Genomic DNA, 24,873 nt, shown 5'->3' with positions numbered 1-24,873 from the left:
CTATCTTTCGCACTGTTTAGAATAAAAACCTTATACATTTTAAGATGTTAGAAGAAAAGAATGATAACCTGCATGAAGCAGACGGAAAAACTGGAATCGAAGTAAATGATTCTATAGCAAATGATGCAATTGAAACCTCAGATTCTGAAACTCTGACCGAAGATTTGATTCCAGAAACTGAAAATGAATTAGCTAATCAAGGTGATGCTCATCAAGAAGCATTAGACGTTATTACCAATTCGAACGCTGCCGAAAGCGAAGACGAAACGCTAAAGGAACGTCACGACATTCCTATGCAGGATTACAATACATTCTCTCTAGATGCTCTTGTTGATGAACTTAAAAAACTGGTGAATATAGACAAGGTAATGTCTGTAAAAGATCATATCGAAGAAATCAAAAAAGCTTTTCTGTTACAATATCACCATCTTATAGAGGAGAAAAAAGAAGAATTTTTAGCTTCTAATCCAGATCCTAACGAAGAGTTTGAATATCATCTGCCTCTAAAATCAAAATTCGATGAGTATTATAGTATTTTTAGAGATAAAAGAAATGCGCATTTTAAACATTTACAGACTAATTTAAAAACTAATTTAGATAATCGTCTGGCTATTGTTGAAGAATTAAAGGAACTAATTAATCCACAGGAAAATATAAAGGACACTCTTAAACATTTTAATGAATTAAGAGAAAGATGGAAAAATGCAGGAGCTATTCCGAAAGACAAATACAATCACGTTTGGAATAATTACCATTTTCATGTAGAAAACTTCTACGATTACCTTCATTTAGACCGTGAGGCTAGAGATTTAGATTTTAAACACAACTTAGAATTAAAACAAAAAATTATAGCTCGCGTTGAAGAATTGGTAAACGATGCTGATGTAAGCAAATCTTTCCGTGAATTACAGGATTTACACAGAATCTGGAAAGAAGAAATCGGACCAGTTTCTAAAGAGCACCGTGACGTCATCTGGAATCAATTTAGTGAACTAACCAAGAAAATACACGATAAGAGAGAACTTTTGTTTGAAAGCCAAAGAGCAAATGAGCAAAAAAATCTTGAAGCCAAAAAAGAAATTATTGCCAAAATTGAAGCTCTTGGAAGTGAAAAAGTAAACTCTCATTCGCAATGGCTTGTTCAGATTCAAAAAGTAGAAGATTTAAGAAATGAGTTTTTTGCTGCTGGAAAAGTTCCTTCTGAAGTTAATGAAGAAACTTGGGCTGCATTTAAAACTGCCGTTAGAAATTTCAATGCTTTCAAAAATTCGTTTTATAAAGACATTAAAAAAGATCAAAACGATAATTTAAATAAGAAACTGGCTCTTGTTGCAAAAGCTAAAGAATTACAGGAAAGCACAGACTTTCAAGCTACAACTCCTGTAATGAAACAAATCCAGGAAGAATGGAAACAAATTGGCCACGTTCCTAAAAAATATTCAGACAAAATCTGGAAAGAATTTAAGGATGCCTGCAACCATTATTTTGACAAATTAAAAGAACATAAATCTGAAGAAAACAGCGAAGAAGTAGCAGCTTTTGACAATAAAAAAGCTTACTTAGATGTTTTAAGAGCTTTCCAATTAACTGGAGATCATAAAACAGATTTAGATGCAATTAAAGCTCATATTGAAACTTGGAAAGGATTCGGAAAAGTTCCTTTTTCGAGAAGACATATCGAAGGGAAATTCAATAAAATCTTAGATGCTCTTTTCGAAAAACTAAGCTTAAGCAAAAAAGAATCTGAAATGATGCGTTTTGCAAATCGCCTTGATTCTTTATCTGACAGCAATGATACACGTAAATTAGACAATGAAAAAATCTTTATTATGCGTAAAATTGAAGAAGTTCAAAATGAAATTTTCCAATTAGAAAACAACATTCAGTTCTTTACCAATACAAAAAATGCTAAAAAAGAGAATTCAATTGTTACAGAAGTACGCAAAAACATTGCTATTCACAAAGAAAGCCTTGACGTATGGAAAGACAAATTGAAGCAACTTCGAAACTTAGGACAAGAGTAATTCTAGTCGAATTCTAAAAATAATAAAGTGTAACGAACAATTGTTACACTTTTTTTTGTACTTATTTTTTAACGCAAAATCTGCAAAGATTTACTTAAAGACATTGCAAACTTTGCGCAAATCTTTGCGCCCTTTGCGGTTAAAACTCACTCCAACCTTAAACCCTAAACTTAACAATCTCATTAAATTTTACAAAATTATTCTGCAAAATATTGATTATATTTGAGTTACCACTATTATCTGGCAACTAAGCAAATAACATTTAATACTAATTTTAAATAAGAAGAATATGAAATTTACAAGAAAAGCACACGCCAACTGGAAAGGAACCGGTATGGAAGGAAAAGGAACAATCAGCACACAAAGCACAACTTTAGATAATGCACAATTGTCTTTTAAAACAAGATTTGCTGACGGTGTGGGCACAAATCCAGAAGAATTGGTTGCTGCAGCTCATTCTGGCTGTTTTACAATGCAATTAAGCTTTTTACTTAACGAAGCTGGTTTTACCGCCGATGATTTAACTACAGAAGCTACAGTAACTTTTGAAGATGGTTCAATTACTTTAATTCATTTAGATCTAAAAGGCAAAGTTCCTTCAATTTCTGCTGAACAATTTGCTGCAACAGCTGCCAAAGCAAAAGAAATCTGCCCTATTTCAAAACTGCTAAACACAACCATTACTTTATCTGCTGAACTAATCGGCTAAAACATAAAAAAAACCATTCACCGCGGTGAATGGTTTTTTCTTTATTTTAAAAAGCTATTAATTACATTTTTGCTTTTAAAGCTTTAGCTTCTGCAGTCATTTCAAGAGCATTGTAAACTCCTAATAATGTTTTAGAAACATCCTCGTTTTTAGGATCTAATTCATTTGCTTTTTTAAGGTAAGGAATTACCCCTTTGAAAACTGATTCTCTTTGCGCTTTTAAAACATCATAACGTTTCATATCTTTAGCAGAAGTTCCCAATTTATTCATTTCGTCAATAATTGGTTTTTCAGCTTCTAATTTTAAAGCAGCAAGATTTAAGTAAGCATTTGTGTAATCAGGGTTGATTTCGATTGCTCTTAAGTAATATTTTTCTGCGTCAGCAGTATTTTTAGCTCCAGCACTAATTACTCCTAAATTAAATACTAAATCAGCATTTTTAGGATCTTTCTCTAAAGCCTCATTAACTAATTTTTTGTACATATCGAAGTCTTTAGTCTCTAGATACAAATTAGCCTCTGTCAAAATTAAAGAAGTATCGTCTGGATTTGCTTTTCTAGCATCAGCGATTGCTTTTTTCGCATCTTCTGTACGTCCTTTTTGCACTAAGATTAATGCTAAGTTTTTGTAGATTTCACCTCTTTTAGAAGGAATAGCTTCAGTTTTAGGTTTTTCGTGAGTTCCTAATTTAACAGCTAGATCTCTTTCTTTAGCATTAGCAAAGTTATCTTCGTTTCCATTAGCTTTGTTTGAAGCCAAATACAAAGTTCCTTTCCCTGAGTAGTTTAATTTTTTCAACTCCTCATACATTGGCAAAGCAAGATCATAATCTTGTGAATTTACAGCTGTAGAAGCCGCATAATACAAGTTGATAGTATCTTTTTTGTCCAATTCATATGCTTGGTACAATTTTTTTGCGCCATCAACATGTTTGCTTGCCTGTGTATCTGCAATTGCAGAATTGATCAACAATCCTTTAATTTCAGTAATTGATGCTGCTGCTTGCGTAGAATATTTTTGCTTTCCAGAAGTTTTCTCTACATCAATTAATTTTTTGTAGCTATCTGCTGCTGCTAACAAGTTTTTACCTTCTTCAACTTTTTTGTTTGCAAGCTCAAGAAAAGCATTTCCTTGAACGAAATAATATTGAGCCTGCTCAGTATCTTTAGCATTTACAATTAAATTCTCTGCATCTTTTAATTGAGCAAGAGCACCTTGCGCATCTCCGCCCTTTAATGCCTTTTCAGCATTTTTAATTTGATCTTTTTGAGCAAACGTAGCTACAGAGATCAGTAATGCTGATGCAAGTATTACATATTTACTTTTCATAATGGTATTTATTTGTATTTAATTTTTTGTTTTTACTTATTCTTCAGACTCTTCATCTTCTCCTTCAGCATCGTCTTCATCTTCTACTTCATCATCAGAGTCTTCGTCCTCTTCTACAGATCCGTCATCTTCAAGAACTTCTAGATCTGGCTTAACTCTTTCAATTACAGTTTCGATAACATTACCGTCTTCATCAACAATAACTTCTTCAGCGTCGTCTTTCATTACCGTAGTTACAGCAGCGATAGAATCTTTACCTTTAAGGTTAATCAATCTAACACCTTGAGTAGCACGTCCCATAACACGTAAATCTTCAATTGCCATTCTAATGGTTAATCCAGATTTGTTGATAATCATTAAATCATCTGCATCTGTTACCGCATTAATAGAAATTAGTTTACCTGTTTTCTCCGTGATGTTAAGCGTTTTAACCCCTTTACCTCCACGGTTTGTAATTCTGTACACATCTTCTCCGTCTTCGTCAACTAATTTAGTACGTTTTCCGTATCCATTTTCAGTTACAACTAAGATTTGAGATTCGGTAATATCATTTTTATCCACTGTAACCATTCCGATTACTTCATCAGTTTCATCTTTCAAGGTAATACCTCGAACTCCAGAAGCCGTTCTTCCCATCGGACGTGTTTTAGTTTCTTCAAAACGAACTAATTTACCAGATTTAACTGCTAAGATAATTTGGCTCTCTCCGTTTGTTAACTGAGCCCCAAGCAACTCATCTCCTTCTTTAATTGTAATAGCCGCAACTCCATTTGCTCTTGGTTTAGAATATTTCTCTAAAGAAGTTTTCTTCACCTGACCTTGTTTTGTCACCATTACAAGATTATGCGTATTGATATAATCTTTGTCTTTTAAATCTTGTGTACAAATGAAAGCTTTTACTTTATCATCGCTTTCAATGTTTACCAAGTTCTGAATTGCTCTACCTTTTGCGGTTTTACTTCCTTCTGGAATTTCATAAACACGCATCCAGAAACATTTTCCTTTTTGGGTAAAGAACATCATATATTGGTGGTTTGTCGCCACGAACATGTGCTCTAAGAAATCTTGATCTCTTGTACCAGCGCTCTTCTGTCCAACTCCACCTCTGTTTTGAGTTTTGTACTCAGATAAGTTTGTACGTTTGATATAACCTGCGTGCGAAATAGTAATAACTACATTTTCGTCAGCAATTAAATCTTCAATACTTACATCTCCACCAGAATACTCAATTTGAGAACGACGGTCATCACCATATTTATCACGGATTTCCGTAAGCTCTTCTTTGATTAAATCAATTCTTAAATTTACATCTGCCAATAAAGCTTTCAAATGTTCAATTAACTTCATCAATTCATCAAACTCAGCTCTTAATTTATCTTGCTCCAGACCTGTTAACTGACGTAAACGCATCTCAACAATTGCACGAGCCTGAATATCTGATAATTTAAATCTTTCGATTAATTTCTCTCTCGCTTCGTCCGTATTTTTAGACCCTCTAATTAACGCAATTACTTCATCGATATTATCAGAAGCAATAATTAATCCTTCTAAAATATGCGCTCTTTCTTCAGCTTTACGCAATTCAAACTGCGTTCTTCTTACTACTACATCATGACGGTGCTCAATAAAGTAGTGAATCATATCTTTCAGATTCAATAATTGAGGACGTCCTTTTACTAATGCAATATTGTTTACACTAAAAGAAGACTGAAGTTGAGTGTATTTGTATAAAGTATTTAAAACTACGTTTGGCGTAGCATCACGTTTTAAGATGTAAACGATACGCATACCGCTTCTATCCGACTCGTCACGGATATTGGCAATACCTTCGATTTTTTTCTCATTAACCAAATCAGCCGTACGTTTGATCATTTCGGCTTTGTTAACCTGGTATGGAATCTCGGTAACGATGATGCATTCTCTTCCGTCAACTTCTTCAAAACCAACTTTAGCACGCATTACAATACGTCCTCTACCCGTTTTAAAAGCTTCACGAACACCTTCGTATCCATAAATAATACCTCCAGTAGGGAAATCTGGAGCTTTAATATGAGTCATTAACTCATCTACTTCAATATCGTTATTATCAAGATACGCCAAAGTACCATTGATAACTTCAGTTAAATTGTGTGGCGGCATATTAGTCGCCATACCAACTGCAATACCTGTTGCTCCATTTACTAATAAAGTAGGAACTCTTGTCGGCATTACTTTTGGCTCATATATGGTATCGTCAAAGTTCAATTGAAAATCAACTGTTTCTTTTTCGATATCTGCCATAATCTCTTCAGAAATTTTGCGCATTCTGGCCTCAGTATAACGCATTGCTGCAGGACTGTCTCCATCGACAGAACCAAAATTACCTTGTCCGTCAACTAATAAATAACGCATACTCCATTCCTGCGCCATACGCACCATTGCGTCATAAACAGAGGTATCACCGTGCGGGTGATACTTACCCAGAACCTCCCCTACAATTCTCGCAGACTTTTTGTGGGCAGATCTTGATGTTACACCTAAATCATACATTCCGTAAAGAACTCTTCGATGCACTGGTTTCAAGCCATCTCTAACATCAGGAAGTGCTCTCGATACAATTACTGACATCGAATAATCGATGTAAGCTGACTTCATTTCATCCTCTATGTTAATAGGAATTAACTTTTCTCCTTCAGACATAAGTTGTTATATTAAATAATTATATTAGTTTTCAAAGCGTGCCAAGATACGTTTTTTTGAAATTTTTTCAGCTATTTCCTTACACTTATTTCAATGATTTATTAACAACTTTATTTTGTCTTTTAGTTAATAAATTAAACGTTTTTTAACTCTTTTATTGTCTATTTTTTCGTCTATTAGCTGACAGGAGATTTCGAAGGGTACGGTTTTTGTTTTTAAAACTGTAATTCACTAAATTTACAATACCAATTATATATTATGGATGATAATTTTTCACCAAGAGTAAAAGATGTTATTACGTACAGTAAAGAGGAAGCTCTACGTCTAGGGCACGACTTTATTGGTACAGAACATCTTATGCTAGGTATTTTAAGAGATGGTAACGGAAAAGCTATTCATATACTTAATAACCTAGCTGTCGATTTAGATCATTTACGCAGAAAAGTAGAAATACTGAGCCCTGCCAACCTGAGCGTTGAAGTAAATGCAGAAAAGAAAAACCTTCATCTTACCCGACAGGCCGAAAGAGCCCTGAAGACCACTTTTCTTGAAGCAAAAGTATTTCAAAGTTCATCGATTAGCACGGCACATTTGCTGTTATGTATCTTGAGAAACGAAAACGATCCAACAACCAAGCTGCTGAATAAACTAAAAATAGATTATGACGTAGCTAAAGAACAGTACTTAAATATGACTCCAAACGAAGAAGAATTCTTAGAAAACTTGCCAAGAAACGAATCGTACAATGACGATTCAGGACAAGATGACAGTCTAAAAGAAAGCAGCTTTAATAATCCCGCCAATAAGTCAAACAAAAAATCAAAAACTCCTGTTTTAGATAATTTTGGGAGAGATTTAACAGAAATGGCTGAAGAGGGAAAATTAGACCCTGTTGTAGGACGAGAAAAAGAAATTGAGCGTGTATCGCAAATTTTAAGCCGTAGAAAAAAGAACAATCCGCTTCTTATTGGAGAACCTGGAGTTGGTAAATCTGCTATTGCAGAAGGACTTGCTCTACGCATCATCCAAAAGAAAGTGTCTCGTATTCTTTTCCACAAACGTGTTGTTACTTTAGATCTTGCAAGCTTAGTTGCTGGAACTAAATACAGAGGACAATTTGAAGAAAGAATGAAAGCCGTAATGAACGAGCTTGAGAAAAACGATGATATTATTCTTTTTATAGACGAGATCCATACTATTGTAGGAGCTGGAGGAGCAACTGGTTCGCTTGACGCTTCAAACATGTTCAAACCTGCATTAGCTAGAGGTGAAATCCAATGTATTGGTGCTACAACTCTTGACGAGTACAGACAATATATTGAGAAAGATGGTGCTTTAGAAAGACGTTTTCAAAAAGTAATTGTTGAGCCAACTTCTGTTGAAGAAACAATCGCTATTTTGAATAACGTAAAAGATAAATACGAAGATCACCATAACGTAAGTTATACTCCAGAAGCTATTGAAGCCTGCGTTAAGCTAACGAACAGATATATGTCTGAGCGTTTCTTACCAGACAAAGCGATTGATGCTATGGATGAGGCTGGTTCACGCGTGCATATCACTAACATCGATGTTCCGAAACAAATTTTGGATCTAGAACGTCAGTTGGAAGAAGTTCGCGAAATGAAAAATATGGTTGTTAAAAAACAAAAATATGAAGAAGCGGCCAAACTTCGCGATGATGAAAAACGTATCGAAAAAGATCTTGCTTTAGCACAAGAGCAATGGGAAGAAGATTCTAAAAACAACAGAATTGAAGTTACAGAAGATAATGTAGCCGATGTTGTTTCTATGATGACTGGAATTCCTGTAAACAGAATTGCACAAACAGAAAGCAACAAATTGGCCCAATTACCTGAATTGATTCAAAATAAAGTAATTGGTCAAAATGAAGCAGTTCTTAAAATCGCTCGTTCTATTCAACGTAACAGAGCTGGACTTAAAGATCCGAACAAACCAATTGGTTCATTCATTTTCTTAGGTCAGACTGGAGTTGGTAAAACACAATTGGCTAAAGTATTAGCAAAAGAATTATTTGATTCTGAAGATGCTTTAGTTCGTATCGATATGAGTGAATACATGGAGAAATTTGCGATTTCTCGTTTAGTTGGAGCGCCTCCAGGATACGTTGGTTACGAAGAAGGTGGTCAATTGACTGAGAAAGTTCGTAGAAAACCTTACTGTGTGGTTCTTTTAGATGAAATCGAAAAAGCGCATCCAGATGTGTTCAATATGATGCTTCAAGTGTTAGATGACGGATATTTAACGGATAGTTTAGGTCGTAAAATTGACTTTAAAAACACTATCATTATCATGACCTCTAACGTTGGTGCTCGTCAGTTGAAAGATTTCGGACAAGGTGTTGGATTCGGAACTGCAGCGAGAACAGCTCAGGCTGATGAAAACTCAAAAAGCATTATCGAAAACGCACTGAAGAAAACTTTTGCTCCTGAGTTCTTAAACAGAATTGATGACGTAATTGTATTCAACGCACTAGAAAAAGCTGATATCGATTTGATTATCGAAATCGAATTGAAAAAACTATATTCTCGTATTGCAGAGTTAGGCTACAAATTAAGCTTAACTGATAAAGCAAAAGCATTTATTGCCGAAAAAGGTTTTGACAAACAATTTGGAGCAAGACCGCTTAAAAGAGCAATTCAGAAATATGTTGAAGATTTGTTAGCAGAAGAAATCATCACTTCAAAAATACATTCTGGTGATGAAATCATGATGGACTTAAAAGATGATTCGCAAGAATTATCAGTTGAAATCCATAAAGCCGAAGAGCCAACGAATCAATAAATTAGTCAAAATTTATAACATTCATAATATGCCCGTTACGTTTTCATAACATAACGGGTATTTTTTTTATTAAAAATCACTATCTTTAGTAAAAGCAAATAGCTATTTTTGAATTTAAATTCTATAATAAAAAACAAAATATGCTTCAAAACAAAGTCATTTTAGGCAGCGAAGAATGGTGCTCATTTCCAGAACTTGGAATCCCGACAATTAAGGCTCGTGTAGATTCTGGTGCCAAAACTTCGGCAATGCACGCTTTAAACATAGCGCCTTTTATAAAAAATGATGCTAATTGGGTTAAATTTGATATTAATCCGATTCAGAATAATATCAAAACCATTATTCATTGTGAAGCACCTTTGGTTGACAAGCGAATTGTAAAAAGTTCGAGCGGATTTAGAGAACATCGTTATGTAATCCAAACTAGCTTAAAGATCGGCGATGCCAAATGGCCAATCGAAATGACTCTCACTAATCGTGATTCTATGGGATTTAGAATGCTTTTAGGGCGCGAAGCCATGAGCGGAAGGGTTTTAGTTGATCCCGAACAAAAATATCTTTTAGGACAGCCTACAGCAGAATCTTTAAAAGAATTATACCAAAATTCAGAAAAAGCAAAAACAGGTTTGCGAATTGGCCTCTTAGCTAGCAATCCAGAACTATATAGCAATAAAAGAATTATGGAAGCCGGCGAAATGCGTGGGCACGAAATGCATTTCCTAAATATCAAGGAATGCTACATGAAACTGGACGCTAAAAAACCAGAGATTCATTACAGAGGGGGAAAAATCTTAAATGAGTTTGATGCTATTATTCCGAGAATTCGTCCGAGCATTACTTTTTATGGTTGTGCTTTGACACGTCAGTTTGAAGCCTTAAAAGTATTTGTACTAAATTCAGCTACAGCCATAACGCAATCGAGAGATAAGCTATATTCTTTACAATTGTTACTGAATAGCGGAATTGATATTCCAACTACAGGATTTGCTAATTCTCCACTTGATACAGACAATCTTATCAAAATGGTTGGCGGTTCACCTTTAATTGTAAAATTATTAGAAGGAACACAAGGAAAAGGGGTTGTTTTGGCCGAAACCAAAAAAGCGGCAGAAAGCGTTATTAATGCTTTCAAAAGTTTAAATGCCAACATTTTAGTTCAAGAATTCATCAAAGAGGCCAACGGAAAAGATATTCGTTGTTTTGTAATCGACGGAAAAGTGGTTGCCGCAATCCAGCGTGAAGCTATGCCTGGCGAATTTAGAGCAAACATTCATCTTGGCGGAACTGCATCTGTAATCAAAGTTACGGCCGAAGAGAAAAAGATCGCTATAAAAGCGGCAAAGGCAATGGACTTAAAAGTAGCTGGTGTTGATATTATTCGTTCTTCTAAAGGTCCGTTATTGCTTGAAGTAAACTCTTCCCCTGGTCTTGAAGGAATTGAAGGTGCAACCAATAAAGATGTGGCAGGAGAAATGATTAGAGCGATTGAAAAGAATTTTAAATTATAATTAATTAGCCTTTTTCAGTATTTCATCAATGAAAAAAATCACAATCTTTCTAATTTTAATTATAACAAGTTGCAGTAAAAATGATTGCTCTGATAATGAAAAAATTAGAAAGATTGAAACTGATAAAATCGTAGAAACTTTTATTAAACAAAACCGTATTGAGAATTCTAAAAACTCTTACGCAGTTTGCAACAGTTTTAAGAAACTTAAGATCAGTACCGAGGACATATACGCAGAACCAACAAAACCATCAGTGGTAAAACTTCCACCAAGGTTGCCAATTATTCTCCAAAACACGGAAATTTATATCCAAATGCTATTAAACACCAATTTAAAAGGAGAAAAAATATTCAGTAGCAGGGATTCTATAAACTTTGCAGAACAAAACAATTGTTTTTTAACATACACATTACCGCGAAAGATATCAAAAAAGTTAAAAACAATTTCCGTCTCAAAAATTGACAAGGCTGAGGAATATATAATATTATCAATCCCAATATTTTCAGAAGACAACAAAAAAGCCTACATGCAAGTTGATTGCTATCGAAAAGAACTACCTTATGGAATTTCAATATTCTTAGAAAAAAAAGAAAATGTTTGGCAAGTAATTCACACTAAAGATATTTGGGTTAAATGTGCTGGTTAAAAAAAACAATTTTTACTTAGTAGCTTTTTCAAAGTTTAAACTTTGGCAAAGCTTTTTTATTTAATTTTAAAATAAAAAACATGACTTTTCCTTATTTAGATATAATTATTCGAAGTGTTGCCGTTTATTTCTTCATGACAATTGCGCTTCGCGTTTTTGGCAAAAAAGAACTTTCGCAATTAAATACTGCCGATATTATCCTTATTTTATTAATAAGCAACTCTGTCCAAAATGCGATGGTTGGTCCTGACACAAGTTTAATCGGAGGACTAATCGCAGCATTGGTTTTGTTTTCGATCAACTTTGCTATTAAGAAGCTGACAAAGAGATTCAAAACTCTTGGCGATTTACTACTTGACAAACCCGAAATCTTAATTCATGACGGTATATTAGATTTTAAAACTTTAAGCAGATTAGATGTTCCGCACGAAGAATTAAAAGAAGCCGCTCGTGAACATGGCTTAGAACATTTAACCGATATTAAACTCGCCATGCTTGAAATTGACGGAACAATAAGCATCATTTCGAAAGATCAAAAACATCTTAAACAAACGCATTACAAACGAAAACACAATCATAAGAATCTTCAAAAGTTTTGATTTTATTTTCCGACTTGAATTCTAACAGCACCTAAACCATCTTTAAAATCATCTGCTTTTTCATATTTCGGTGTTACGATTTCTTTTCCTTCTTTATCAATAAAACCATATTTTCCGTCCGACTTTATCACGGCAATTCCGTCTTTAAAAGATTCAATTGCATCATATTTAATTGGAGCAACTTCTTTTCCTGTTTTATCAATCAATCCGTATTTATCACCTGATTTTACCTGAATTAATTCATCATTTAAAACCATAAAATCGTATTGTATTGGCACGATTTCTTTTCCTTCGTTATCCAAAATACCATATTTATTTTCCTGCTTTACAATTGATACATTATCCTTAAAATAAAAATTCATATCGTACTTAATAGGAACTACAATTTTCCCCTCTTCACTAATTACTCCAAACTTATTATTAGATTCTACTACTGCAAAACCTTCTTTAAAATTTTGAACTTGATCATAAATTGGAAAAACAACCTCTTTCCCAATCTGATCTACAATCCCATATTTTCCATTTAGTTTCACAACTGCAAATCGATCTGCAAAGTCAATTATTTCGTCATATTTTGGAGTTATTTCTTCTCCAACCACATCTATAAACCCCCATTTATTATTCAGTTTTACAGCAGTTATTTCATGTGACAAAGTTTTTGCTTCATCGTATTTTTTAGTGAGTAAAACATCGGAAGATTTAACCAAATACTGAGCTTTAGCATTTTTATTGCTTACTATTATCCAATTCTTTTTATTCTGTATTTCATCATAAATACAGCGAATAACTTCTTTTCCGGTTTTATCAACTACGCCACTTTTGCCTTTTAATTTTACAACGGCAAAACCATTCTCGAAAGCAACAATATCGTCGTATTTGCAAGGAACTATTTCTTTTCCTGTCTGATCGACAAAACCATATTTAAAAGCCTTTTCTTTTGATTGAGCAAAACCAGTTTTTACAATCAGCATTAAAACCAATACAATTATTCTCTTCATCATTTAAAAAAAATTAGACTATCAACAAAAGTATACAAAATGGGTTGTTAACATAACCTCTAAAAGCTTTTATACTTTTACTTTAAAACAAATTAAAACAAATTAAAACAAAAAAAAACCGATTTCAAATTTGAAATCGGCTTTTGCAAATTATTTCACAGCACTAATCTTAAAAGGCGGATTTGCCATTCTTTTAACCACCCAAAATAAGCAAGCTATGGTCAACAGAACTGTTATGATTAAAAAAGGATAATAACCAACCGCTTTTGCAATCTTTACAAAAATATAAACGTACCATTTTACCACTCTCGTTCGTTGTGATTCATAGTCTTGAAGACCGTATGCAAACCAAGTAAACAAACCTCCTACGATTGCTATAAATAAAGTTATTAATCCTGGAGTAACAGCAGCCTGAGTGGCAGTAAGTTGTTTTTCTTCTCTTTTAAAACCTAGTCTTTTAAATTGTTCTTTAATCAATTTTTCAGCTTCTTTCGCAACCTCTGCGTTCTGAAAATCAATTGTAACATACGATTTGCCTTCGCTGTTTTTTACTCCAAACATTATATGAGAATCGATATCTGGTTCAAACTCATATTCAAAAACTTCTTTTATTTTAATAATCGAATCAAATCCAGAACCATCAAAAACTTCTTTATTTATATTGCCAATGCATACATCGCTTATTGCTGAGGTAATTTTACCAACAATAAAATCACCATAAACAAGTACTACATTATCATCTTCTCCATTAAAAATCATTGGATTTTCAAAAATTTTTTCCATTTCTTAAGTCTTTTTAAAAATTGTTATCGCAGCTAATTATGTGAATAAATAATTTGCAAAGGTCTTTTTAATAGATTCTTTTATTAGGCAATAAAAGTTTTAAATGTGGTAGTTTAGGACATTTTTTTATTTTCTAATAGACATAAAAAAGAGGCTAGTTTCTGTAGAAACTAGCCTCTTTTTTATATTTAAAAATGTGAATTATAACTTATCACATTTTATAAAAATCATCTTATTACGAAATAAACACGCTCAAAACAAAGTAAACCAAACCTGCTAATAAAGCTGAAATTGGAATAGTTAAGATCCAAGCCCAGATTAAACTTACTGTAACTCCCCATCTAACGGCAGAAACACGTTTTGTTAATCCAACTCCAATAATAGATCCTGTAATCGTATGCGTTGTACTTACTGGAATTTTTAAGTGCTCTGTAAAGTAAAGTGTCAAAGCTCCAGCTGTTTCAGCAGCAACACCTTCAAATGAACTTACTTTAGTGATTTTAGAACCCATTGTTTTCACAATTTTCCATCCACCGCTTAAAGTTCCCGCAGCAATCGCAGAATAACACGCAAGAGGAATCCAACTTGGCATTACACCTTTAATACCTGCGTCGTCATTAGGAAGCACAACATCTAACCAAGCATCCATATGAACTCCTGGGTTTGTATTGATATAAACCGCTACAGCTGCAGCAATAATACCCATTACTTTTTGAGAATCGTTTCCTCCGTGACCTAAACTAAATGCCGCAGAAGACAATAACTGCATTTTCTTTAAAGCAGCATCGGCCTGATGAAGATTTAAACTACTGAATATTAAACAAAATCCGCTTACAGTTAAGACAATGAATGCAACTAAGAACCATTTAATATTATGAGAATCGAATACTACACTCCAAAAATGAGATTCAAAACGAGGTTTTCCGTGTTCTAGAATTTCGTCATAAGAAACCATCTGATAGTATACGAAAACAACAGTAGCAATCATTAAAGCTACAGTAAAGACTTTAGGCCCAATTGTTTTACGAGAAGCATTTAAAAGCCAAATCGAAATTAAATAAGAAGCAAGCGCTCCAATTAATGGTGCTAAAACGATAAATGCAATGATAATAAGAACCCCCGAAGGCATTCCACCATCTTTACCAGCCTTATACCAGCTTACAATTTCATACCAGTAGTGAGTTGCTCCATCTTCTCCAACATAACCAGAAAATCCGTGTACAGCGATAGCATGCGCTACTGCAGCTCCAGCAAAACCTCCAATTAATGTATGTGAAGAACTTGAAGGAATTCCTAACCACCAAGTCAATAGATTCCAACAGATTGCAGCAATAACTCCAGCTAAAATAACAACTAAGTTAATCTCCATGGTGTGTGCTGTTTTAGCAACAGTATCTGCAACACCAAATCCGAAAACCCAATACGCCAGAAAGTTAAAAAATGCTGCCCAGACTACCGCCTGAAAAGGTGTCAAAACCTTTGTTGCAACAACAGTCGCTATAGCATTTGCCGCATCATGAAAACCATTGATGTAATCAAAAATTAAGGCAAGTACTATAATTAATATAAGTATAGTCATAAGATTATAACTTCAGATTGAAAGATTGAATTAAGAATGTTTTACAGAAATAGATTCTAGTATGTTCGCAACACTCTTACATTTGTCTGTTGCTGATTCTAAAACAGATAACACTTCTTTATATTTAATAATATTTTTAGCGTCTGTTTCGTTTTCAAAAATTTCAAAAACTGCTTTGTTATAAACGTTATCAGATTTGTTTTCTAGTTTGTTAATTCTAGCACACGCATCTTTAATAACTTTAAAGTTTTGTAAGTTTCTCAACTCTTTTACTGCACTGTCAATGTTTTGACAAGCTTCAAGGTTGATTTCTGTCATCTTTCTGATAGATTTTGTAATCTTATCAACTTGATACAATCTCATACGGCTAGATGCACCGTGAAGGTAATCTGCAACGTTGTCAATTGAAGTAATTAACGTGTGAATGTCTTCTCTATCAAACGGAGTAATAAAGTTTCTGCTCAACTCTAAGTTAGTCTGACGAGTAATGTCTTCTCCTTTTTGTTCTAATTCGTCAATCTTTTGAAAAAGAATTTCTCTTTCTTTTAATGGTAAATTTACAGCTTCGTGTAAGTTAGAAGCTAATTCAATTAAATTGCTAGAAGCCTCTTCAAAAAGTGGAAAGAATTTTTTGTCTTTCGGCACTAAAAATTGGAAAATACTGTTTATTGACATTGTTTTATTTTTGATAGTGCAAAATTACCTTCAATAACACGTTTCAGTGTTAAGCCATTGTTAACAAATCGTTTTCAATTTGAAAACTCTCAAGGAATAACACCGTGTTTTCTATGTCATTATGTAAGATTCTGTCTTCTTTTACCAAAGGCACCACTTCTCTATAACTGTTTAAGAACATTTCGATAAAATCACTTGATTTTAAAGGCTCTCTGTAAGCAATTGCTTGTGATGCATTCAACAATTCAATAGCCAAAATACGCCCTAGATTATCTAAAACACGTAAGGCTTTTGTAGCTCCGTTTGCTCCCATGCTCACGTGATCTTCCTGACCGTTACTTGAAACTATACTATCGATACTAGCAGGTGTCGCTAATTGCTTGTTTTGACTTGCAATACTTGCTGCAGTATATTGCGGAATCATGAAACCTGAATTCAATCCTGGATTATCAACCAAAAATGCTGGTAGATTACGTAAACCAGAAATCAGTTGATACGTTCTTCTTTCAGAAATACTTCCTAATTCGGCCAAAGCAATTGCCATAAAATCTAAAGCCAAAGCTAAAGGCTGTCCGTGGAAATTTCCTCCAGAAATAATCTGATCGGCTTCTATAAATATATTAGGATTATCAGTTACCGAATTGATTTCTGTTTTGAATACTTTTCTAACATAATCAATTGCATCTTTTGAAGCTCCGTGAACCTGTGGCATGCAACGGAAAGAATAAGGGTCTTGAACGTGTTTCTTTTCTTGAGTGATAATTTCGCTTCCGTCTAAGAATTCTGTAATTCTTTGTGCAGTTACGATTTGTCCTTTGTGCGGACGTATATAATGTATCAATTCGTTAAATGGCTCAATTCTTCCATCAAAACCTTCTAAAGAGATAGTTCCGATTAAATCTGCCAAATACGAATATTTATAAGCTTTAATTAAAATGTGGGCTCCGTAAGCGCTCATAAACTGAGTTCCGTTCAATAAAGCCAAACCTTCTTTTGACTGCAAAACGATTGGTTCCCAATTAAACTGCTTCAAAATTTCGGCAGAAGCCACTTTTTTTCCTTCAAAAAGAACAACTCCCTCTCCTATTAAAGGTAAAGACAAATGTGCCAAAGGCGCTAAATCTCCAGAAGCTCCAAGTGAACCTTGAGTATATATTATTGGAAGAATATCATTATTGTAAAAGTCAACCAAACGCTGTAAAGTAATCAATTGAACTCCTGAATGTCCATAGCTTAAAGATTGAATTTTAAGCAACAACATCATTTTTACAATTTCAGCAGGAACTTCCTCGCCAGTTCCGCAAGAGTGCGATTTTACTAAGTTTTCTTGAAGCTTAGATAAATTCTCGTTAGAGATTTTCACACTATATAAAGATCCGAAACCTGTATTGATACCGTAAATTGGTGCAGTATGCGATGCCATTTTCTTATCTAAATAATCGCGGCATTTCTGAACATTTACTTTAGCTTCTTCAGATAATTCAAGTATTTTATTTTGGCTTAAAATTTCTTGTAATGTTTCTAAAGTAATCGTTTCCGAACTTATATAATGGATCTCTCTCATGATGATTGTAAATTTTAAACGCCAAAATTCAACAAATCAATATTAAAAAGCAACATTTTATCACAATAATTAAGATTTCTATAAAAGCTCTTAACATACTTTAAATCGCTATTCAAATCAAAACATCTCTTTTTTACCCGTTTTTCATGTCTTTTTAAGCTAGACATCAATCCTTTGCAAAGGTTTAATCTATAAAAATAGCTGTTCAAAATATGTCAAAACATCAATTTAACATATTCAATTTTAACAAATACTCAATATTGATTTATAGAGATTTGAATTATTAAAATATTCGTAAAAAAGCTTTTTGGGTTTTTAACTCTTGCAAAAAGCTGTACTTTTGAAAAATCAAAAATGAAAAGTAACAGCATAAAATATCAATCTACAATTATTACAGCTCAAACAGGAGTTGCAATTGCTGCTACCATTATTACTACTACAACAACTACTACCCCTTAGGGGTATACATTTTTACATATAATCCTAGGTTACCTATACTTTTTTCTTGAAAGAAGAGAGTTATTGGATACATAAAAAACATTTACAAAAAAAAGTCGCAGTTTTCAGTTTCAGTTCACAGTTGATAACCTTTGAACCTTTGTTACTCAAAACCTTTGCACCTTATTAAAAAATATCACATAAAATGAAAGTATTAAAATTTGGCGGAACTTCGGTTGCCAATGCTCAAAATATAAAACTCGTTCTCGACATTGTAAACCAAAAAGCAAAACAAGATCAATTAGTTGTAGTAGTTTCTGCTTTAAGCAAAGTAACAGATTTACTGCAATTGGCAGCCGCAAAAGCAGCGGCAAATGACGAAAGCTTTAGAGAAGTTGTGGCTGAAATCGAGAAAAAACACCTTGACACACTTAAAGAACTGATTCCGGTAAGCGAACAAAGCAGTTTGTTGAGCCACGTAAAAAGAATCATCAACCATTTAGAAACTTTATTGGACGGCTGTTTCTTGCTTGGCGAATTATCTCCAAGAACTGCCGATACTATTTTAAGTTTTGGAGAATTGCTATCGTCATTCATTATTGCTCAGGCATATCAGCAAATCAGTAAAGATGCGGTTTACAAAGACAGCCGAGAATTAATTAAAACAGATAATAACTTCGGAAAAGCTGTTGTTAACTTCGAAGTTTCTAATAAATTAATTCAGGAATATTTTGGTTCGAATGAAGCGAAAATCAATATCATGCCTGGATTTATTGCACAGACTCTTGACGGAATTACTTCGACTTTAGGACGTGGAGGTTCAGATTACACTGCAGCTATTATCGCTGGAGCAATCAATGCGGAACAATTGGAAATCTGGACAGACGTAAACGGAATGTTTACTGCAAACCCAAAAATTGTAAAACAAGCACAGCCAATTGCAAATATTTCTTATCAAGAAGCGATGGAATTGTCTCACTTTGGTGCAAAAGTGTTGTATCCGCCAACGATTCAGCCAGTTTTAAGAAAAAACATTCCAATTTTAATCAAAAATACTTTTGAACCAGAAGCTGAGGGAACTTTAATTTCGAATCAGGTTTCATCGAAAGATACTGTTGTAAAAGGAATTAGCCATATCGATCATATTTCGCTTTTAACTCTTGAAGGTCCAGGAATGATCGGAGTTGCAGGTTCGTCAAGAAGATTATTCGAAGTATTGTCTCAGGAAAAAATCAACGTTATTTTTATTACTCAAGCTTCTTCTGAGCATTCAATTTGTATCGGAATTTTAAATTCGGATGCTGATAATGCCGAAGCTGCGATTAATAGAGCTTTTGAAATCGAAATTTCACAAAACAAAATCGATCCTTGTTATGTAGAAAAAGACCTTTGCATTATTGCTCTAGTGGGTGAAAACATGAAAAATCACCAAGGTCTAAGCGGAAGAATGTTCAGCACTTTAGGAAAAAACAACGTAAACATTCGTGCAATCGCGCAAGGTGCTTCTGAAAGAAACATTTCGACTGTAATTAACGAAAGAGACGTTAAAAAAGCACTGAATACTTTACACGAAAACTTCTTCGAAGAAAACACAAAACAGCTAAACTTATTTGTAATGGGAGTTGGAAATGTGGGTGAAAAATTCATCGAGCAGATTCACAACCAAAGAAAGTTCTTAAAAGATAATTTAAAGATCAACGTTCGCGTAATTGCTTTGTCTAATTCTAGAAAAATGGTATTTGATGAAGACGGAATTTCTTTAAAAAATTGGGATGCCGCTTTAAGCGAAGGTCAACCAGCAAGCATTGAAGAATTTATCAAAAAGGCAAAAGAACTGAATTTACGTAACAGTATTTTCGTAGACATCACTGCAAATGCAACGGTTTCTGAAGCTTACGAGAAATTCTTAAAAGAAAGCATTGCCGTTGTAACTTGTAATAAAATTGCTTGTTCTTCTGCTTACGACAATTATAAAAAACTAAAAAGCTTATCTCGTCAATACAATGCTCCTTTCTTATTTGAAACGAATGTTGGCGCGGGATTGCCAATTATCGACACAGTAAAAAATCTGATTGCATCTGGAGATAAAGTGCATAAAATTCAAGCAGTTTTATCTGGAAGTTTGAACTTTATTTTCAACAATTTTGACGAAAACAACTCTTTCCACGATGTGGTAAAAGAAGCCGGAGTTCAGGGATTCACAGAACCAGATCCAAAAATTGACTTAAGCGGAATCGACGTAGCGCGTAAAATCCTAATCCTAATTCGCGAAAGCGGTTACGAAATGGATATTGACGCCATTGCAAACGAATCGTTCCTGCCAGCGGAATGTTTAGCTACAACAAACAACGAAGATTTCTTTGCTTCGTTAATCAAACATGCTTCTCATTTTGAAGGTATTTATAAAGAAGCTTTAACCAAAGATTCAAGATTGAAATACGTAGCGCAATTCGAAAACGGAAAAGCGAGCGTTGGCCTGCAATTCATTCCAAAAGATCATCCTTTCTACAATTTAGAAGGAAAAGATAATATCGTGCTTTTCTACACAGATCGTTACGTAGATCAGCCTTTATTAATCAAAGGAGCTGGTGCAGGAGCAGCAGTAACAGCATCAGGAATTTTTGCGGATGTAATTAGAATTGGAAATATCTAAAGAGGTACAAAGGCTCAAAGGTGCAAAGGGACAAAGTTAAAAACCTTTGAACCTATGAACCTTTGCCACTATGAACCTTAAAAAACAATAAGTAGTAAAGCCTCTGAACCTTTGAACCTTTGCCACTTTGAACCTTAAAAGAAAATGGAAATAAAATTATTCTGTCCCGCTACAATTGCCAACCTCTCATGCGGATTTGACGTACTCGGACTTTGCTTAGACAATGCGGGCGATGAAATGATTGTTCGAAAAGTCGATCAAAAAGGAGTTCGAATCACTAAAATTGTTGGTGCCGATTTACCTTTGGAAACCGAGAAAAACGTTTCTGGAGTTGCCGCTTTGGCAATGTTGGAAACTTTGGGCGAACTGGATTTTGGATTCGAAATCGAAATTTATAAAAATATAAAAGCTGGAAGCGGAATCGGAAGCAGTGCTGCAAGTTCTGCTGGAGCGGTTTTCGGAATTAATGAATTATTAGGAAGACCGTATTCTCGTAAAGATTTGGTTCAGTTTGCGATGCAGGGCGAAAAATTGGCCAGCGGAAACGCGCATGCCGACAACGTTGCTCCTGCCCTTTTAGGCGGATTTACGTTGGTAAGAAGTTATTCGCCTTTGGATATTATCAGAATTGATAGTCCAGAGGAATTGTACGCAACGGTAGTTCACCCGCAAATTGAATTGAAAACTTCCGACGCCCGTTCGGTTTTAAAACAAAACGTTTCCCTAAAAAGCGCCATCATGCAATGGGGAAATGTGGGCGGATTGGTTGCAGGTCTCTACACCAAAGATTACGAATTAATCGGACGTTCGCTTCATGACGAAATCGTTGAGCCTTTAAGAAGTGTTTTAATTCCAGGTTTCGATCAAATCAAACAAACAGCTTACGAAAACGGCGCTTTAGGTTCTGGAATTTCAGGTTCTGGTCCATCAATCTTCGCTTTAAGCAGAGGAAAAGAAACCGCTGACCAAATCGCAAAAGCCATGAGCGACGTTTACGAAAAAATGAATTTACCGTATGAAATTCACGTCTCGAAGATAAATCCAGATGGCGTAAGAGTTTTGTAGAAAAGTATTAAGTACGAAGAATTAAGTATTAAGACAAAGTTTGTCAGGCTGAGCCCTTCGTTCCTCAGGATAAACTCCGTCGAAGCCCACGTAAAGTATAATCGCACAGTTTGTCATCCTGAGGAACGAAGGATCACACGAGAAGCTCGACAAAGAGTAGACACAAAGCATAGCCATGCAGTTTGTCATTTCGACGTAAGGAGAAAACTCCACGAGAAGCTCGACAAAGATTGGATTAACGTTGCGGAGTTACTTGCGAAGATTTCTCCTTACGTCGAAATGACAAAAATGCTTAAAAATAACTATTGAATAAAAAATATAACCACAAAGCTTTGCGCTCTCTGCGTTTTCAAAAGAAACCAATTCCTTGCGTGCTTTGCGGTTAAATAAAAAACAACCAATGAAATACTACAGTTTAAACCATAATGCCCCAAAAGTTTCTTTTCAGGAAGCTGTTATACAAGGATTAGCAACTGACAAAGGATTATATTTCCCAGAAAGCATTACACCGCTTGATCCTTCTTTTTTTGATAAAATCGAAAGTTTAAGCCACGAAGAAATCGCTTTTGAAGCGATTAAACAATTTGTTGGAGATGAAATCCCAGCTTCAACACTAAAAGAAATCATTGCCGAAACTTTAGTTTTTGATTTTCCGGTGGTGAAAGTCGAAAACGGAATCTATTCGTTAGAATTATTTCACGGACCAACAATGGCTTTTAAAGACGTTGGAGCACGTTTTATGTCGCGTTGTTTGGGTTGTTTCAATAAAGACAAAAAAGACTCTAAAAACACCGTTTTAGTAGCAACTTCTGGAGATACAGGCGGAGCTGTTGCAAGCGGATTTCTTGGCGTTGACGGTGTTGATGTTGTCATTTTATATCCGTCAGGAAAAGTGAGCGATATTCAGGAAAAACAATTGACTACTTTAGGTCAAAATATTAAAGCACTTGAAGTTGACGGTGTTTTTGATGATTGTCAGGATATGGTGAAAAAAGCATTTTTAGATGAAACTTTAGCGCATAAAAATCTGACTTCGGCGAATTCTATTAATATTGCGCGCTGGTTACCGCAAATGTTTTATTTCTTCTTTGCTTACAAAGCGTTGAAAAGCCAAAACAAACCTTTAGTTTTCTCTTGCCCAAGCGGAAACTTTGGGAATATCTGTGCGGGAATTATGGCAAAGAAATTAGGTTTGCCAATTGAACATTTCGTTGCATCTACAAACGTAAACGACACCGTACCAAGATTCTTAGAAAACGGAAAATACGACCCAAAACCTTCTAAAGCAACAATCTCAAACGCCATGGACGTTGGAAACCCAAGTAACTTTATTAGAATTCAGGAATTGTACAACAATGACTTAAAAGCTTTCGAAAAAGACTTTTCTTCTTATAGTTATACTGATGAAGAAACGCTTGAAGCGCTAAAGAAAATCTACAAAACAGACGGTTATATTGCAGAACCACACGGTGCTGTTGGTTATTTAGGTTTAAAAAAAGAACTTGAAAAACACCCGAACGCAATTGGTATTTTCTTAGAGACGGCACATCCTATTAAATTCTTAGATGTTGTCGAACCTGCTTTAGGAATTACACTTCCTATTCCTGCTCAAATTGAGAGTGTTATTAATGAGGAGAAAGTTAGTGTGAAGATTGGGACTTATGAGGAATTGAAAGCTTTCTTAGATTAAAAAACATATAATAAATGATTAAAGCGAGTAAAACATTTTTGCTCGCTTTTTTATTGGCTTATCATTAATTATTTTGAATTAATAAATAAAAATAGCAAGTAAGGAAATCCGTAAAAATTGGCAAGAAAAAATACATATATTTGAAAAGCAAGAAAACGAAACAGAACTTCGCTTATCCATCCAATTTTAGGTAATGCAAAGGTTTGTTCGCATATAAATGAGTTATAGCCAATGCTAAAACATTGTGCTAAAAACCAACTAATAACTAATATTATGAGAAAAAAAGATTCAGAAAAAATTGTTAACGATTTGAGAGAAGTCATTAAAGGAAAATTATTAGACAATTATAAAAATCAGAATGGACGTCTGATCGATTCTGTTGAAACTTTAAATATATTAGCTTTTGAAATAGACGAAGAAAATGAAGATCGTGACAAAATAATCGTTACCAAAATCATAGCAACGGCAAGAGTTTGGGTTAAGTTTGTAGAAGATTCTAGAAGTTCAGATAATATACAGTTACGTAATAATAAGTCTGTTGAATTTATCTATAACAAAGAAGCAGACGAATTTGAAATGGTCCCAAACGATGTTGTATTCTATTTGGATTCTCTTTACTAGCTAAATCAAGAAATATGATTGAATTAACAATGGAAAATTTAATCCAAATTCCTTCAAAAGCTGGAGTCTATAGAATTTTTGCTTTGAGAAATAAATTACCAATTTCTATAAATAGATTTGCGAAAATTGATAACACGGGTTTGCTTTATATTGGACAAACTTCTGGACAAACTTTAAGAAAACGAGCATATAATTTTCTAGCGACTTCCAGATCTAATTCTAACACTACAAATCATAGTGGTGCATTAAAGTATAGATTACTTCCAATCATTCAGCAAATTCTAGCCGATCACAAACTATACTTTGACTTTGAGATTTGCGAAAATCCATTATTTAGAGAAAGAGAATTAATTGGTAATTATAAATCAATTTTTGGCGAATGTCCGATACTTAATAAATAAAAGCACTGTAACGTTGGGCGTAATTAGCATCGCAGGAAAATTGAAAGTACAGGTTAGTTGCGAAAATTGAATTTTATATAAAATCAGTAACACCAAAACAATAATA

General features: G+C 34.2%; 18 protein-coding genes. 11 read left to right on the top strand and 7 right to left on the bottom strand.

Going from position 1 to position 24,873, the window contains the following annotated elements:
• Window positions 1–44 precede the first annotated feature (44 nt).
• Window positions 45–2,024, top strand: coding sequence for a DUF349 domain-containing protein (locus tag DMA14_RS08020; RefSeq protein ID WP_111424227.1), 1,980 nt, complete (start codon window positions 45–47; stop codon window positions 2,022–2,024).
• A gap of 289 nt (window positions 2,025–2,313) precedes the next feature.
• The gene (locus DMA14_RS08015; protein WP_111424226.1) at window positions 2,314–2,733 is read left to right on the top strand and encodes an OsmC family protein; all 420 of its coding nucleotides are present in this window, start codon (window positions 2,314–2,316) and stop codon (window positions 2,731–2,733) included.
• A gap of 61 nt (window positions 2,734–2,794) precedes the next feature.
• Here the strand turns inward: DMA14_RS08015 and DMA14_RS08010 are convergent, their stop codons facing one another.
• Window positions 2,795–4,063 carry a tetratricopeptide repeat protein gene (locus tag DMA14_RS08010; protein ID WP_111424225.1) on the bottom strand — a complete coding sequence of 423 codons (1,269 nt, stop codon included), beginning with the start codon at window positions 4,061–4,063 and terminating at the stop codon, window positions 2,795–2,797.
• Between the two features lie 36 nt (window positions 4,064–4,099).
• Window positions 4,100–6,742 (bottom strand): DNA gyrase subunit A, encoded by a 2,643-nt coding sequence (gene gyrA / locus DMA14_RS08005; RefSeq protein ID WP_111424224.1) that lies wholly within the window; start codon window positions 6,740–6,742, stop codon window positions 4,100–4,102.
• Between the two features lie 258 nt (window positions 6,743–7,000).
• Here gyrA and DMA14_RS08000 point away from each other — a divergent pair, with 258 nt between their 5' ends.
• The 4 genes from DMA14_RS08000 to DMA14_RS07985 all read left to right on the top strand — a co-directional run bounded on the left by DMA14_RS08000 (window position 7,001) and on the right by DMA14_RS07985 (window position 12,300).
• A complete protein-coding gene (locus tag DMA14_RS08000) occupies window positions 7,001–9,547 on the top strand; it encodes an ATP-dependent Clp protease ATP-binding subunit (protein ID WP_111424223.1) in 2,547 nt (848 codons plus the stop codon).
• A gap of 140 nt (window positions 9,548–9,687) precedes the next feature.
• A complete protein-coding gene (rimK, locus tag DMA14_RS07995; RefSeq protein ID WP_111424222.1) occupies window positions 9,688–11,055 on the top strand; it encodes a 30S ribosomal protein S6--L-glutamate ligase in 1,368 nt (455 codons plus the stop codon).
• Between the two features lie 28 nt (window positions 11,056–11,083).
• On the top strand, window positions 11,084–11,701 hold the full coding sequence (locus tag DMA14_RS07990) for a hypothetical protein (RefSeq protein ID WP_111424221.1): 618 nt from the start codon (window positions 11,084–11,086) through the stop codon (window positions 11,699–11,701).
• Between the two features lie 80 nt (window positions 11,702–11,781).
• Window positions 11,782–12,300: a DUF421 domain-containing protein gene (locus DMA14_RS07985; RefSeq protein WP_111424220.1), complete on the top strand. Its 519-nt coding sequence runs from the start codon at window positions 11,782–11,784 to the stop codon at window positions 12,298–12,300.
• Between the two features lie 2 nt (window positions 12,301–12,302).
• On the opposite strand, the gene DMA14_RS07980 is transcribed toward DMA14_RS07985, so the two are convergent.
• The 5 genes from DMA14_RS07980 to hutH form a co-directional block, all read right to left on the bottom strand.
• Window positions 12,303–13,301, bottom strand: a complete 999-nt coding sequence (locus DMA14_RS07980) for a WG repeat-containing protein (protein ID WP_111424219.1) — start codon at window positions 13,299–13,301, stop codon at window positions 12,303–12,305.
• Window positions 13,302–13,448: 147 nt separating this feature from the next.
• The gene (locus DMA14_RS07975) at window positions 13,449–14,081 is read right to left on the bottom strand and encodes a hypothetical protein (RefSeq protein WP_111424218.1); all 633 of its coding nucleotides are present in this window, start codon (window positions 14,079–14,081) and stop codon (window positions 13,449–13,451) included.
• Between the two features lie 235 nt (window positions 14,082–14,316).
• Window positions 14,317–15,660: an inorganic phosphate transporter gene (locus DMA14_RS07970; protein WP_111424217.1), complete on the bottom strand. Its 1,344-nt coding sequence runs from the start codon at window positions 15,658–15,660 to the stop codon at window positions 14,317–14,319.
• Between the two features lie 30 nt (window positions 15,661–15,690).
• Entirely contained in the window at window positions 15,691–16,335 is a 645-nt protein-coding gene (locus DMA14_RS07965; protein WP_008462731.1) for a DUF47 domain-containing protein, read from the bottom strand.
• Window positions 16,336–16,384: 49 nt separating this feature from the next.
• Complete coding sequence (gene hutH / locus DMA14_RS07960) at window positions 16,385–17,899, bottom strand: histidine ammonia-lyase (protein ID WP_111424216.1); 1,515 nt, start codon at window positions 17,897–17,899, stop codon at window positions 16,385–16,387.
• Between the two features lie 643 nt (window positions 17,900–18,542).
• On the opposite strand from hutH, the gene thrA reads away from it, so the two are divergent.
• The 5 genes from thrA to DMA14_RS07935 all read left to right on the top strand — a co-directional run bounded on the left by thrA (window position 18,543) and on the right by DMA14_RS07935 (window position 24,767).
• Entirely contained in the window at window positions 18,543–20,990 is a 2,448-nt protein-coding gene (gene thrA, locus DMA14_RS07955) for a bifunctional aspartate kinase/homoserine dehydrogenase I (protein ID WP_111424215.1), read from the top strand.
• Between the two features lie 144 nt (window positions 20,991–21,134).
• On the top strand, window positions 21,135–22,055 hold the full coding sequence (locus tag DMA14_RS07950) for a homoserine kinase (RefSeq protein WP_111424214.1): 921 nt from the start codon (window positions 21,135–21,137) through the stop codon (window positions 22,053–22,055).
• Window positions 22,056–22,455: 400 nt separating this feature from the next.
• On the top strand, window positions 22,456–23,745 hold the full coding sequence (gene thrC, locus DMA14_RS07945) for a threonine synthase (protein ID WP_111424213.1): 1,290 nt from the start codon (window positions 22,456–22,458) through the stop codon (window positions 23,743–23,745).
• 273 nt (window positions 23,746–24,018) lie between these two features.
• On the top strand, window positions 24,019–24,366 hold the full coding sequence (locus tag DMA14_RS07940) for a hypothetical protein (RefSeq protein WP_157957689.1): 348 nt from the start codon (window positions 24,019–24,021) through the stop codon (window positions 24,364–24,366).
• Window positions 24,367–24,380: 14 nt separating this feature from the next.
• Entirely contained in the window at window positions 24,381–24,767 is a 387-nt protein-coding gene (locus DMA14_RS07935; protein ID WP_111424211.1) for a hypothetical protein, read from the top strand.
• Window positions 24,768–24,873 lie beyond the last annotated feature (106 nt).

This window comes from Flavobacterium sharifuzzamanii (genome assembly GCF_003254585.1).
In the GTDB taxonomy this organism is placed as follows: Bacteria; Bacteroidota; Bacteroidia; order Flavobacteriales; family Flavobacteriaceae; genus Flavobacterium; species Flavobacterium sharifuzzamanii.
This window is presented reverse-complemented; position numbering and strand designations above follow the sequence as displayed.

What these genes read in the sequence shown, in the direction of transcription:
- DMA14_RS08020 (WP_111424227.1), top strand. Translation starts at nt 45, where the DNA reads ATGTTAGAAGAAAAGAATGATAACCTGCATGAAGCAGACGGAAAAACT.
- DMA14_RS08015 (WP_111424226.1), top strand. Translation starts at nt 2,314, where the DNA reads ATGAAATTTACAAGAAAAGCACACGCCAACTGGAAAGGAACCGGTATG.
- DMA14_RS08010 (WP_111424225.1), bottom strand. Translation starts at nt 4,063, where the DNA reads ATGAAAAGTAAATATGTAATACTTGCATCAGCATTACTGATCTCTGTA.
- gyrA (WP_111424224.1), bottom strand. Translation starts at nt 6,742, where the DNA reads ATGTCTGAAGGAGAAAAGTTAATTCCTATTAACATAGAGGATGAAATG.
- DMA14_RS08000 (WP_111424223.1), top strand. Translation starts at nt 7,001, where the DNA reads ATGGATGATAATTTTTCACCAAGAGTAAAAGATGTTATTACGTACAGT.
- rimK (WP_111424222.1), top strand. Translation starts at nt 9,688, where the DNA reads ATGCTTCAAAACAAAGTCATTTTAGGCAGCGAAGAATGGTGCTCATTT.
- DMA14_RS07990 (WP_111424221.1), top strand. Translation starts at nt 11,084, where the DNA reads ATGAAAAAAATCACAATCTTTCTAATTTTAATTATAACAAGTTGCAGT.
- DMA14_RS07985 (WP_111424220.1), top strand. Translation starts at nt 11,782, where the DNA reads ATGACTTTTCCTTATTTAGATATAATTATTCGAAGTGTTGCCGTTTAT.
- DMA14_RS07980 (WP_111424219.1), bottom strand. Translation starts at nt 13,301, where the DNA reads ATGATGAAGAGAATAATTGTATTGGTTTTAATGCTGATTGTAAAAACT.
- DMA14_RS07975 (WP_111424218.1), bottom strand. Translation starts at nt 14,081, where the DNA reads ATGGAAAAAATTTTTGAAAATCCAATGATTTTTAATGGAGAAGATGAT.
- DMA14_RS07970 (WP_111424217.1), bottom strand. Translation starts at nt 15,660, where the DNA reads ATGACTATACTTATATTAATTATAGTACTTGCCTTAATTTTTGATTAC.
- DMA14_RS07965 (WP_008462731.1), bottom strand. Translation starts at nt 16,335, where the DNA reads ATGTCAATAAACAGTATTTTCCAATTTTTAGTGCCGAAAGACAAAAAA.
- hutH (WP_111424216.1), bottom strand. Translation starts at nt 17,899, where the DNA reads ATGAGAGAGATCCATTATATAAGTTCGGAAACGATTACTTTAGAAACA.
- thrA (WP_111424215.1), top strand. Translation starts at nt 18,543, where the DNA reads ATGAAAGTATTAAAATTTGGCGGAACTTCGGTTGCCAATGCTCAAAAT.
- DMA14_RS07950 (WP_111424214.1), top strand. Translation starts at nt 21,135, where the DNA reads ATGGAAATAAAATTATTCTGTCCCGCTACAATTGCCAACCTCTCATGC.
- thrC (WP_111424213.1), top strand. Translation starts at nt 22,456, where the DNA reads ATGAAATACTACAGTTTAAACCATAATGCCCCAAAAGTTTCTTTTCAG.
- DMA14_RS07940 (WP_157957689.1), top strand. Translation starts at nt 24,019, where the DNA reads ATGAGAAAAAAAGATTCAGAAAAAATTGTTAACGATTTGAGAGAAGTC.
- DMA14_RS07935 (WP_111424211.1), top strand. Translation starts at nt 24,381, where the DNA reads ATGATTGAATTAACAATGGAAAATTTAATCCAAATTCCTTCAAAAGCT.